Below are 11,487 nucleotides of genomic sequence, written 5' to 3' on the forward strand. Positions count from 1 at the left end.
GGCTGGCGCATCTCCCGGTATGCCGTCGTTTCCTTGCTGGACAAGGGAAATACCGCACAGTGAGAGGCGCTGGTGTCAGGTGGAGGGGAGATTTGGCATCCGGTGACAGAGATACCGTCGAGCCAGGTCCGCACGGTGAGGAGTGGTGCGGCCGACAGTCGCCCAGTAGTTCCACAGACCGGCCACGAAAACCGCCCATGGCGTCAGCGCGGTATCCGCTTTGGCAGACCACGATGAGCGCGTCCGTGCCCATGCTTCGGCTTCGGCTGGGTGGTGTCCGGAATCGATCAGACGCAGCAACAGGAATGCGGTGTCGACCAGCCCGCACCGCGACCGGGCAGACCCCAGTCGATCACCCGAACGGCGGGGCCGTCGATCAGGAACTGGTGTGAGTGCAGGTCGGTGTGGACGAGTCGATCGCCGTCCACGAGGTCGGGCACCAGCGCGGCGATCGAGTCCAGGCGCTCGGCGTCCATCCCCGTGTCGAGTCGACTCCACCAGTCCGTGACGGCCCACCGCTCGCTCAGCGGGCGGAGTGCGGGTGCGGGCGTGGCACTGAGCTGATCGACTGTCGCACCGACCAGTGCCAGATCGGGCGAGCCAGGTGTGAGATCGGCCGGGCGGCCCGGAACGAATTCGAACCCGACCACCAACCAGTCCTCGACGTCCTCGGCGAACAGCACCGCCGGAGCCAGGTCCGCGGCGAGCGGCGACGCGAGGGTTTCGTTGCGCAGCCACCGCATCCGAGGTGATCGTCCCGCGACACCCTTGACGAACACCGGCTCGCCGGTGGCGGGACGCAGGATCGCCGTGAGGTCACAGGTCTGGCCCGCGGTGACGTCCATGAAGTCGGCTACCGGTCCGATGCGTCTCTCGATCGTCGCCCGCACCTGGGGGGACAGGTCGGTCCAGCCGACCTTCATCGTCGAGCCCTCATATCGGCCGCTTATCGCTTCCTGGTCTCAGTGTTCTCGTTGCCGTCTTCCCCGCTGGAGCTGCAGTTGCCGTCTTCATGGCAGCTGCCGCACTTGCCGTCGAGCGCCCACAACTCGTGGTCGACGAGATACCCCGCGGCTTCGATCGCCTCCAGCGTACGGAGTACACCCCGCGCGGTCGCGGCGTTCGAGGTCTCGGCAGGCGTGTCGTCCGGGACGTGGTGGATGAACCGGCCCGCCACCCGTTCACAGAACGCGGCGTAGTCCTTGGTCCAACGCAGGAACAGGTGCCACCCCGCGTCGACTGCCGGGCTGGGCGACAGACGCTCGCCAGGGTGTCCGGCAGCCGCGAGAAAGGCAAGCGTCTGGTCCATGATTCGTGTGGCCAGGTCCAGGTCGATGTTCCGATCTTGGGCGAGTCTTGTCGTCAGGAGGTCGAACAATTCCTCCGAGATCAGAGTGCGGGCCCGGCGAGAGTCAAGGCGCAATACCCCGGTCATTGGATAGTTCCTTTCGTTGATGTACTCATCATCACGGCGACCACAGGGCGCTGCCCCTGATCACCAACGACGGCGCACCCGGTTCGCCGGGAGCGGGTAGGTTGACAAGCTCACGCACCACCTCGACCAGGTCAGTGCCGTCCTTGAGCCAGACGACACCGCCATGCTCTTCGGTGAGCACACGGCTGGCGACGACATGGGTGCGATCAAAAACGAACACAGCGTCGGTGTGCGCTCCGTGATTCCTGGAACAGGCGACGCACACAAGTTCGCCGTTGTCGTCGTGAAGCAGCCGGAATTGCCACCCGTTGTCCCGTAGCGCCGCCAGTTCGGCAAGCTCTGGGAACCGGGTAATGGAACTGGCGGATTCAGTCATAGCGGCGACCGAATGATTGTGCCGAGTTCAATGTCGACGAATACTCAGTGTCCGCCTGCGGCGGCCACAGTCGCTGATGCAGATCCGATGACACGAGGTCGTTCAGTCGGAGCCCAGCGCCCATCACGTCTTGCGCCGCCGCCGCGAATCGCGAACATGGCCAATGCTCGGTCGAGCAGAGGAGGCACGTTTCGGTTCCTTCAGCCGGCTGATGCGCGGTCAGATCGTCGATCACCCGCGCGACTTGGCCGAGCAGGCTGTCTGATCCCACGACTACAGCCACGATCGGTCGGTATCCGGGCCTCGGCATTGACGTCCTCTTGATTCGGTCGGGCCGGTCGTTGCCGGTGGAAGCATCACCCTGCGTTGCTGTTGACCACCGCATAGTGAACGCTAGGCTTGTTCGACCTGGTAGAGGACTGACCACGGGTACGAGTACGGCAGGGCTCGGGGCGACGATGTGCAGGGGGCGATGTGGGCTACAGGCGGGCAACACCGCGCGCTGGTCAACGTTCGCCCGGCCGCGCCTGCATCTCGGGCTACGTGTTCAAGCTGATTCGTGAGTCGACGCATTTCACTCAGGCGCGTCTCGCCGAAATCCTGCGTGTGGATGTGGCGACAGTTCAGGGCTGGGAGAGCGGTCGTCGGCCCCTGGGTGCATTGCGCAGCGCAGATCTCGTCCGGCTACGGATGAGCATGCGCCGTCTCGGAGCGCCTGCGGTCGCCTTGGCCGTGTTGGATCTCGCGATCGAGGCTGACCTCATCGTCTTCGACGCTGTCGAGGCAGGCCCCACAGTGTTGGCTGCCGACACCCATCCGCTCGCCGCCGCTGTGCATCGTCGAACGCTCACCAGCCTGCTCACCTGGCCGTTCACGGGAACTGTGCCGGGCGTTCTGGCAGTGCCTGCGCAAACGGCCCGCCGTGGTCCCGTTGCCGACCGACCATTACTGGGCTCGGAGGAACGCGAGCGGTTCTTCGACCACCTGCAGGTCACTGCGGATGCCTCACGAGGAACAGCAAACGCGTTGCTGAGGCGCCAAGCCGTCTATCTGCTGGGCTTCGATCAACGCCCAGACTCCGCCCGGTGGCTCACTTCTGAGCTGCGGGACGCCAACCGCATCGCCGGACACGCCGATCACCTGTCGTCCTGGGTCGCACATCGGTCGTCGGCCATCGCCTTGGCGCAGAAGGGACACCGTGACGCTCTGCATGCTTTCGTCGCACGGGAGTTGAACACCGACGCGCAGGAGATCGCCAATCTGAACTACTGGGCCTATTGGCTTGGGGAGATCGCCGATCCTCAGGTCGATGACGACTTCATGACTACCGTGGACCCCGAACAGTGGTTTGGCGCCCGCGTGCTTGATCACCTGCTTGTTCGACTCAATCCGGGCTCGCATCACGCCGACCTCAACATCCACACGCTCTGGGCACTGTTTGCTTGCTCGGCCAATTGTTTTGCGGGGTCGGAGGCATGCCCAAGCTCGGGCAGGTGAAGTCGTGGATCGGATGAGCGCCGACCCCCACCTCACCCACCGTGCTCGCCGTGAACTGGATAGCGTGGCGTACGCCATCCGGCTGGCTGACAGATGAGAGAGGGGCACCACGTGTCCGGTGACCACACCCGGCGACCCGAGGACGAAGAGGCCTGCGCGACCGCTGCTTTCGCCTTCGAGCTCGGCGTTCTCAAGAACATGCGCCGGGCCGGCTGGTGGCATGCGGGAGTTCGTGACCCGGAGTCGGTCGCCGAGCACAGTCTTCGTGTCGCGCAGCTCGCCTCGCTGATCGCCGCCGAGGAAGGGGCGGACCCGGCGCGGGCGGCGTTTCTCGGGTTGTGGCACGACAGCCAGGAGACTCGGACGGGCGATATCCCGCACACCGCGAAGCCCTATCTCGCAAGCCGGATCGACAATCGGGCGATCACCGCGGACCAGACCGCGCGCATGCCCGAGATGGCCGCCAAGACTGTCCGGGAAGCTGTCGACGAGTACGAGAGTCAGGACACCGCCGAGGCGCACTGCGCCAAGGACGCCGACAAGCTCGAATGCCTCATCCAGGCCGTCGAATACCGTACCGCCGGCTACCAGAACCTCCAGTCCTGGATCGACTCGTCCCGAGCGGGGTTGCGGACCGAAGCGGCTCGGCGGATCGCTGACGCGGCGCTGCGAACCTCGCCGCTGACGTGGCGGGAGCACGTCTGATCTAAACGGACGGAGGGTCCCGGCAATGCCGGGACCCTCCTTTGAACCACAGCTCAGGCCGGGTGCACCGTCATCGGCAGCCCGCCCTTGACCCGCAGCGACAGCATCGGCTCCGGGACCACCTCATACCCCGGCACCAGCTTCAGCGTCATCTCCCGCGCCAGCATGGAGATCACGAACGTCGCCTCCATCAGCCCAAGGTGGCTCCCGACGCAGAAGCGCGGTCCAGCCCCGAAAGGCAGGTATGCGTACCGCGGCCGGGTGTTCGCCCGAGACGGGTCGAACCGGTCCGGGTCGAACTTCTCCGGTGCGTCCCAGAACTCCGGGTGGCGGTGCAAGGTGTACGGGCACACCATCACATCCGAGCCCGCGGGCACGTGGTAGCCGCCGACCTCGTCCTCCTCGACCGAACGCCGGGTCAGGATCCACACCGGCGGGTAGAGACGCATGGCCTCTTCGAGCACCATGTTCGTGTACGTCAGGCTCTTCAGATCCTCCAGCACGGGCGTCCGGTCGCCCAGCACCGCGATGGCCTCCTCCCGCAGGCGGGAAGCGACATCCGGGTGCTGGTCCATCAGGTACAGCGCCCACCCGACCGTGGACGCCGTCGTCTCGTGGCCTGCCAGGAGCAACGTGATCAGTTCGTCGCGCATGCGCGTCTGGGCGACGCGGGGGTCGGATTCCTTGCTGGTGGACTGGATCAGCCGGGAGATCACGTCGTCCGCCGGGTCGCGCGGATTGCCAAGGCGTTCCGCGACAAGGGCTTCGACGATCCGCGACAGGTCGTCGCTGGCCTTGCGGAACTCCCGCTGCCTGCGCAGCGGGAGCCACGTGGGGACCATGCCCATGGTCTCCATCTCGAACATCGCCTGGTCCTGCACGGCTTCGAACGAGTGCCCGATCGACTCGAACGCGTCCAGGTCGGCGTCGAGGAGGGTCCGGCCGAGTACACCGAGGGTGAACCCGGTGAGCTCGTGCAGGACGTCCGTCGGGCCCTGGCGGGTCCGCAGGCGGGCCACCAGCTTGGCCGCCTCCTCGACGATGGTGTCGGCCTGGGCGGCGATCCGCCGGTGCTGGAACACCGGCTGGATCGTCCGCCGCTGCTCCCGCCACAGCGCCCCGTCGCTGGTCAGCAGGCCGTCCCCGAGGGCTCGGCGTGCTTCAACGTAGCCGATTCCCTTGTGGTAATTGGCACTGTTGTCGGCGAGGATGTGCTTCGCGTGGTCGGGGTGGTTGAAGTAGTAGAGCGTCTTTGGTCCGATCCCCACCCGCACCGCGTCCCCGTAGGTCGCCGCCGCCGTGGACATCAGCGTGAGCCGGTCGCCTTTGAGCTGCTTGAGCAGGCTGAGCGTCTGACTGCGTGGGGGACCGGGGGGGACACGGTGCGAGGGGGTCATCGTCATGCCGCCTTCTGCTCCGCGGTGGCGGCCGGGGTGGCCGGGACCAGGGTGACCGGGGGAGCGGAAGCCTTCGACTTCTCCACGAAGTGGACCGTCCAGTGGTAGCAGCCGCGGATCAGGCAGACCAGCGCGGTGGCGAGGAAGATGTTGTACGCCACGTGCGCCACGATCAGCACGCCGTAGGCCAGCGCCACGCCGCCGCCGAAGGCGAACTGAGCCCACGGCTTCGACGGGGACGTGCCCGGGTCGGTGATCATGTAGTTGGTGAACAAGATGAACGCGACACCGGTCATCATGCCCAGCGCGGCCGGGATCGACGTGTCGAACAGCCATCCGCGGATGATCGACTGGGCGGCGAACACACCGACCCAGCCCGCGATCAGCCACATCCGGCCGGTCAGCTTGCCGTTGATCATCGTGCCGCCGATGATGATCAGACCCGGGATCAGCCAGTCCACCCAGCCCGAGACGTGCTCGGTGAAGTGGTACGGCGGTGCGATCGAGGCCCAGGGGAACAGGACCAGGATCATCGCGATGCCGAAGTTCGACGGGTTCATGAAGTGCCGCATGCGGCCCTTCACCGGCGCCCGCAGGATCCACTTCGCGCCGACCGCCAGGGTGACGCCGAAGACGAGCACCCAGACCCGGTCGTTGACGTAGATCAGCATGTTCACCGCGAGGCTGGTGATGTGCGCGGGGAACAGGAACTGCACGAGCCCCTTGAAGCCGCCGCCCAGGTAGCGCGGGTCGCGGCCCTCGGAGCGGGCGCCGATCTTCTCCAGGCCCAGTTCGACCGCGTAGCCGGTCGCCAGGGCGATGAAGGGCCACACCCACGGCTGCTCGAAGCCGAGGAAGGCGTACCCGACGATGTTGAACACGCTGATGGATATCGCGAAGTTGCGGAGCGCCTTGATGACCTTGGGGTCATGGCGCACTGGCGCGGCTGTCTTGGTCTCAGCCATGACGGGTCACTTCTCCTTCGCCTGGGTGCCGAGCCGCAGCGCGTGCATGCCCGAGGTCAACTGCAGGTCTTGTTCACGCATCTGGCCCGAGCGGTCCCGCCAGGTCAGGTGCACCTTGACCGGTCCGGCGTCGTCGCCGAGTCCGATGTGGACGTCGTTGCTGCGCTTGCCGGAGTGCCCGCCGCCACCGTCGACCCGACCGATGACCTTGGTGCCGTCGGCCTTCGTCACGACCACCTGGGCGCCGACGACCGGCGACCCGGGCGCGCCGTCCGCGGTGGGGGCGTCGTGGAACAGGCACAGCGTGAGGCTGTGGCCCGCGTTCGGCGCGTTGTTCTGGTAGAACACCGGCTGGTCCCACTGCCGGGCCATGGCGAAGTCGAGCCTGCCGTCGCCGTCGGCGTCACCGGTGGCGACACCGCGGGTCGGGACCGGGACGGCCAGACCAAGCTCGGGGGCGAGGTCGTCGTAGTGGCCGTCGGCGCCCTTGACGAAGAACTTCATGGTGTGGTCGCCGCCGACATCGTCGCCGAGGGTCACGTTCGGCCAGAACGACGGGTTGGTGAGCAGTTCGTCGTTGGCGGTGGCCAGTTCCTGCAGCTGCGGCCAGCGGTTGGTGTATCCGCGGACGAAGCCGGTGGCCTGCACGACCTGGTTGGTGCCGCTGTTGGTGAAGTCACCCGCCTTGACGTCCCAGCCCCAGCCGGACCACGCGGTGTTGGCCGAGCCGCTGACGTCGTCGAACGGGGCCTCACCGGCGAGCAGCTTCGTGCGCAGGTCGGCCTGGTCCTTGGCCTTGGTGAGGAAGTGGAAGTTGCTCTCCTCGATGCCCCACGAGGTGGTGATGTTGCTGACGAACAGGTCGTAGAGGCCGTCGCCGTCGAGGTCGGCGAAGTCCTCGCCCATGCCCTTGAACGAGTCCTGGCCGATCAGCTTGGACTTGGGCACGACCGGGGATCGGCCGCCGATGATCTCCTCGAAGGCGAGCTTGCCCGGCGTGGACTTGTTGTGCAGCAGGTGGTCCGGGCCGAAGTCGTTGGCCAGGTGCAGCTCCGGCAGGCCGTCGCCGTCGAGGTCGGCCGAGGCCGCCCCGAGCTCCCAGCCCCGGGAGATCTCGACGGGCAGCGCGTCGTCGACCTTGCGGAAAGTGCCGTCGCCATTGGCGAGGAAGAAGTAGTTCTCACCGCCGTTGCGGGCATCCGACATCGAGTCGTTCATTTCCACCCCGCCTGCGACCCGGTCGTCGAGCACCGGGCTGTGCGGGAAGTAGTTCGTGATCAGGATGTCGTAGTGCCCGTCACCGTCGAAGTCCTCATAGGTGACGGCGTTGCTGTTCCACTGTGGACCGTCGTAGACGCCATTGGTCTTGCCGGGCACCAGTTCCACCGCGGTGAAGCACTCGGCGTCGAGTTTCTTCGCCTCGGGCTTGGTGAGGAAAATGATCGGCGTGCGTCCCCAGTAGTAGACCAGCAGGTCCGTGCGGCCGTCCTCGTTGTAGTCGCCGGGCAGGCACCCCATCGGCGCGATCTGCCCGTTCATCGGCAGCGGGGCGGGGTTCAGCGCGAAGGCCGGGTAGCGGTGGCCGTTCTTGTCCGGCACCGGGGTCACCACGACCTGGTCGATCCGCGGGTCGGTGATGCACAGGTCGTTGGGCAGGCCGTCGCCGTCGACGTCGTTCATCGCGATGGCCGCGCCGACCGAGGAGATCCACGCGTCGATGTGCTTGTAGTCCTTGTTGACCTTGCGGACTTCCTGCTGGGCGAACCCGCTCGGCATGGCGATGGACTTCGCGGTGAACTTGAAGTCCTTGGCCAGTGCGGCCTTCGTCTCGGCGCTCGACTCAGGCAGGCGGGCCACCATGAACGTGGTCACCACCAAGACCAGAGCGATGATCCCAGGAAGCTGCCTGTGCAGCCATCCAGGTTTGGTGGTCATCGACTTACACCTCCCATTGCGGCGAATCGGCCTGCGACACGCTGGCGCCAGACCTCGTAAGCGGGTACATCACCGTCGGCCGGAAGGTCGCGACGGGCGTCGTGGGTGAGCTGTGCGGCGTCCTCCGGGGACATACCGCAGAAAACCTTCGAGGCGACCCGGGTGTGCGGGATGACAAGGCCGGCGCGCACCCTGGCCTCGGAGGCGAACGACGAGGCCTGGGCGAGCATCGGCGCGTAGTCGCCCGCCAGGTCGCGGTAGGCGAGCAGTTCGGTCTCGTCGGCGCCACCGGCATAGGTGGCGGCCAACCCGGTGCCCGCCCAGAGGTCCGCGCGCCGGTGCTCGGGGAACTTGGCGATCATCGACGCGACGAGCGGGCCGTCGCTGCCGCCGATGAACCACAGGGCCCGGCCGATTCCCTGGTCGATCCCGTGGTTGGCCTGACCTTCGCCCCAACTGGTGAGCCAGTCGAACTTCTCGACGTACTGCTCCTCGACATAGCGCTTCGTCTTGAAGTAAGCCTGGTGGAAGCCGTAGCCGTCGAGCACCAGGCCCACGAGCAGCGGGTCGAGGGTCTCCGCCTTGCGCCAGGCGAACTTCGGCAGCCTGCACATCGCCCAGCCGAGGCCGACGTAGACCATGTAGACGTGCTTGTCGCCCTCGCCGGCGAGGAAGTCGTCGAGGTGGTGCTTGCCGCCCAGCGGTAGGCCGTCGCGGATCCCGTAGCCCATCCCGGCGCCCTCATAGGCGAAGCCCCGGTAGTAAGGCTCGATCTGGTCCAGCTTGGCGACGGCGTCGTCGATGGTGGCCGCTTCCGCGGCGTAGGCATAGCCTTCGAGGAACCTGCGGCCGACGGTCTCCAGGTTCTCCTGGGCGGCCGGACTCTTCTTGTGGAAGCCACGCACGTCCAGCAAAGTGGCCGACGCGTTCGGTGTCAGGATGCGGCGCCGTAGCGCCCGCCATGCAGTGCCCAACTGACTTTCCCCCTCACGGGACTCGATCTGCGGATGGTTGAGCCGCCGCCTGGCTGACGGTGGCGGTGACGAGCCGGGTGCGGATGCGCTCGCGCCAGCGCTCGTACGCGGGATCGAGGCCGGTGCCCCACGGGTCGGCCTCGGTGCCGTCGGCGATGTCAACCGCCTCCGACACCGCGAGTCCGGCCAGGGCCTTCGCGGCGAGTTCGGTGTGCGGGGGAGTGAATCCGGCGTAGGTCCGGGCTTTCACCGCGAACACCACCCCGAGCGCCAGTTCCGCCCAGTGGGCCCCGGACGCCGCGCGCAGGCGGGTGAGGCCGGGTTCGTCGCAGCCGCCCGCGAACGTCGCGGCCAGGCCGACCCCGCTCCACAGATCGGCGTGCCGGTGCGGGGCGAACTTGTTCACCGCTTCGGTGACGGCCTCGGGGCGGGCGCCGTTGATGAACCACAGCGCGCGTCCGACACCCTGGTCGAAGGCCCGCAGGAAGTACTCGCCGGACCCTTCCCACGGGTACGGCTTGGGCACCCGCTGCTCGTGCACCCAGCGCTTCGTCTGGAAGTAGGCGCGGTCGAAGCCGTACCCGTCGACGGCCAGCCAGGTCATCGTGGGGTGGTACGGCGACTCGGCCAGGTCCGGGATGACCTTCTTCCACAGGACCCGCGGCAGCCGCGCCATGGCGAATCCGATGCCGATGTAGGTCAGGAAGATGTGCGGGTGGCCCGGCCCGCCGAGCAGTTTCCTCGACCACGTCCCGCGTCCGCCCGCCATGGCGTCGCGCACGGTGGCGGCCATCGCCGCGCCCTCGTAGGCGAAGCCGCGCTGCTGCGGTTCGACCAGCGCCAGGCGCCGCTCGACCTCCCAGAGCGTCTTCGCCTCGATACCCCATTCGAACCCGCAGATGACCGACTGCGGAATCGCCTCGAGCGTCTCGGCCGCGGCCGAGTCCGCACCCGGGAAGCCGCGGACCCGGAAAGTCACCTCGGCCAGTCTCGGTGTCAGGAGAACTCTGCGTAGCGTGCCGAGAATTGTCGGCATGGATGTCACCCCGCTTTCCTTGACCATGGTCTGGTGTCCGATATCTGCGGTGCATCTCCTGGATTGCCCGGGGGAATAACCCTGGTCGAAATAGAAGAACGCCCCGCCGGGAGCAGGCGGGGCGTTCTTCTCGAATAGTGCGCGATCAGGTCCAGGGGGCGAGCGGATACCACGGCAGGATGCCGCGCCCGGCGAGCAGTCGGACGTCCCAGTAGAGGAACGTGAACACGCCCGCGGCGATGAGCGCGGACGCGGTGACGATCGCCATCCGGCGCGGGTCGGCGGCGAACCAGTGCCGCAGCTGCCCGCCCAGGACCGCGCTGGTCAGCAGGAGCAGCACGGCCATGATCAGGATGTTGCCCAGCGACTGCAGGGTGAACGCGGCGGCGCCGTAGAGCGGGTTCCCGCTTTCGGCGGCGTCGCGGAACAGCTGCCGGAACAGCCCGAACGGCCTGCCGATCAGGAACCCGCCGACCAACGCGCCCATGAACACCATGGGCGCGTTGGGAAAGCGCTGGGACAGCTTGGCGAACGGGTCGCGCACGATGCCCAGCGCGGCCAGACCGAGGTAGACCATGGTCAGGCCGATCAGCCCGAAGACGACCATGGACTGGACGCTGCGGCCCGACAGCGTGCCCGCGACGTTCTTGGCGGTGGAGAACTGCGGCATCGACGTGCCGACCAGTCCGACGAGCGCGCCATAGGTCGCCGACACCGCCGTCATGCCGACGGAGAGCCAGAGCAGTGGTCGCAGGGTGGCCCGGACCCGGCTCCAGCGGGTCGTCGTGGTGCCCAGGATCGGGGTCATCGCGCCGAAAACGGCGATGTTGCAGGCGGTGAAGGTGCCCGCCAGGCCGGTGACGAAGGCAAAGGCGATCCCACCCGCGATCCCGCCGATCTCCGCGCCTTTGGCCGTGTGCCCCAACATGGTGTCGGCGATGCTGTCGCCGATGGTGCTGTCGACGAACTTCGCCGACCACACGACAGTCAGGAGGAAGCCCACCAGCGCGCTCAGGCCGACGATCAGCCCCCGGCGGCGGGGGAACACGCCACTGACGAACGTGGAGGTCGACGCCTGATCGGCGACCGGCTCCCGCGCCTGTCGGATATCGCTGCTGCTCATGCGCTGTCCTTTTCGGATAAGTGGCGGATGCGCCTGGCGAATGC

The 11,487-nt window shown here is 67.1% G+C and carries 12 protein-coding genes; 2 read left to right on the forward strand and 10 right to left on the reverse strand.

Annotated features, from left to right (window positions below):
- Window positions 1–287 precede the first annotated feature (287 nt).
- The 4 genes from GPZ80_RS25560 to GPZ80_RS25575 are packed head-to-tail and all read right to left on the reverse strand — an operon-like array spanning window position 288 to window position 2,094.
- A complete protein-coding gene (locus GPZ80_RS25560) occupies window positions 288–923 on the reverse strand; it encodes a phosphotransferase family protein (RefSeq protein WP_246477475.1) in 636 nt (211 codons plus the stop codon).
- 23 nt (window positions 924–946) lie between these two features.
- On the reverse strand, window positions 947–1,435 hold the full coding sequence (locus GPZ80_RS25565; protein ID WP_187223638.1) for a glycine-rich domain-containing protein: 489 nt from the start codon (window positions 1,433–1,435) through the stop codon (window positions 947–949).
- Window positions 1,436–1,466: 31 nt separating this feature from the next.
- Window positions 1,467–1,811, reverse strand: a complete 345-nt coding sequence (locus GPZ80_RS25570) for a thioredoxin domain-containing protein (protein ID WP_187223639.1) — start codon at window positions 1,809–1,811, stop codon at window positions 1,467–1,469.
- Window positions 1,804–2,094 carry a hypothetical protein gene (locus GPZ80_RS25575; RefSeq protein ID WP_187223640.1) on the reverse strand — a complete coding sequence of 97 codons (291 nt, stop codon included), beginning with the start codon at window positions 2,092–2,094 and terminating at the stop codon, window positions 1,804–1,806. Before GPZ80_RS25575 ends, GPZ80_RS25570 begins: the two co-directional genes overlap by 8 nt.
- A 260-nt stretch (window positions 2,095–2,354) precedes the next feature.
- Between GPZ80_RS25575 and GPZ80_RS25580 the strand changes: the two genes are divergently transcribed.
- Window positions 2,355–3,308: a helix-turn-helix domain-containing protein gene (locus GPZ80_RS25580; RefSeq protein ID WP_187223641.1), complete on the forward strand. Its 954-nt coding sequence runs from the start codon at window positions 2,355–2,357 to the stop codon at window positions 3,306–3,308.
- A gap of 111 nt (window positions 3,309–3,419) precedes the next feature.
- Entirely contained in the window at window positions 3,420–4,013 is a 594-nt protein-coding gene (locus GPZ80_RS25585; RefSeq protein ID WP_312880573.1) for an HD domain-containing protein, read from the forward strand.
- Between the two features lie 53 nt (window positions 4,014–4,066).
- Here the strand turns inward: GPZ80_RS25585 and GPZ80_RS25590 are convergent, their stop codons facing one another.
- The 6 genes from GPZ80_RS25590 to GPZ80_RS25615 all read right to left on the reverse strand — a co-directional run bounded on the left by GPZ80_RS25590 (window position 4,067) and on the right by GPZ80_RS25615 (window position 11,443).
- The gene (locus tag GPZ80_RS25590; RefSeq protein WP_376771718.1) at window positions 4,067–5,416 is read right to left on the reverse strand and encodes a cytochrome P450; all 1,350 of its coding nucleotides are present in this window, start codon (window positions 5,414–5,416) and stop codon (window positions 4,067–4,069) included.
- On the reverse strand, window positions 5,413–6,375 hold the full coding sequence (locus GPZ80_RS25595; RefSeq protein WP_222719857.1) for an enediyne biosynthesis protein: 963 nt from the start codon (window positions 6,373–6,375) through the stop codon (window positions 5,413–5,415). The genes GPZ80_RS25590 and GPZ80_RS25595 overlap by 4 nt, the downstream gene beginning before the upstream one ends.
- Before the next feature lie 6 nt (window positions 6,376–6,381).
- A complete protein-coding gene (locus GPZ80_RS25600) occupies window positions 6,382–8,310 on the reverse strand; it encodes a CRTAC1 family protein (protein ID WP_187223643.1) in 1,929 nt (642 codons plus the stop codon).
- Complete coding sequence (locus GPZ80_RS25605) at window positions 8,307–9,284, reverse strand: DUF1702 family protein (RefSeq protein ID WP_187223644.1); 978 nt, start codon at window positions 9,282–9,284, stop codon at window positions 8,307–8,309. Before GPZ80_RS25605 ends, GPZ80_RS25600 begins: the two co-directional genes overlap by 4 nt.
- Window positions 9,285–9,297: 13 nt before the next feature.
- Entirely contained in the window at window positions 9,298–10,320 is a 1,023-nt protein-coding gene (locus GPZ80_RS25610; RefSeq protein ID WP_187223645.1) for a DUF1702 family protein, read from the reverse strand.
- A 145-nt stretch (window positions 10,321–10,465) separates the two neighbouring features.
- Complete coding sequence (locus GPZ80_RS25615) at window positions 10,466–11,443, reverse strand: hypothetical protein (protein WP_187223646.1); 978 nt, start codon at window positions 11,441–11,443, stop codon at window positions 10,466–10,468.
- Window positions 11,444–11,487: the final 44 nt, after the last annotated feature.

Origin of the sequence: Actinokineospora xionganensis (assembly GCF_014323725.1) — a bacterium.
Taxonomy (GTDB): domain Bacteria; phylum Actinomycetota; class Actinomycetes; order Mycobacteriales; family Pseudonocardiaceae; genus Actinokineospora; species Actinokineospora xionganensis.

Excerpts from the sequence above, each read along its gene's own strand:
- GPZ80_RS25560 (WP_246477475.1), bottom strand. The coding sequence starts at position 923 with ATGAAGGTCGGCTGGACCGACCTGTCCCCCCAGGTGCGGGCGACGATC.
- GPZ80_RS25570 (WP_187223639.1), bottom strand. The coding sequence starts at position 1,811 with ATGACTGAATCCGCCAGTTCCATTACCCGGTTCCCAGAGCTTGCCGAA.
- GPZ80_RS25590 (WP_376771718.1), bottom strand. The coding sequence starts at position 5,416 with ATGACGATGACCCCCTCGCACCGTGTCCCCCCCGGTCCCCCACGCAGT.
- GPZ80_RS25565 (WP_187223638.1), bottom strand. The coding sequence starts at position 1,435 with ATGACCGGGGTATTGCGCCTTGACTCTCGCCGGGCCCGCACTCTGATC.
- GPZ80_RS25610 (WP_187223645.1), bottom strand. The coding sequence starts at position 10,320 with ATGCCGACAATTCTCGGCACGCTACGCAGAGTTCTCCTGACACCGAGA.
- GPZ80_RS25615 (WP_187223646.1), bottom strand. The coding sequence starts at position 11,443 with ATGAGCAGCAGCGATATCCGACAGGCGCGGGAGCCGGTCGCCGATCAG.
- GPZ80_RS25595 (WP_222719857.1), bottom strand. The coding sequence starts at position 6,375 with ATGGCTGAGACCAAGACAGCCGCGCCAGTGCGCCATGACCCCAAGGTC.
- GPZ80_RS25600 (WP_187223643.1), bottom strand. The coding sequence starts at position 8,310 with ATGACCACCAAACCTGGATGGCTGCACAGGCAGCTTCCTGGGATCATC.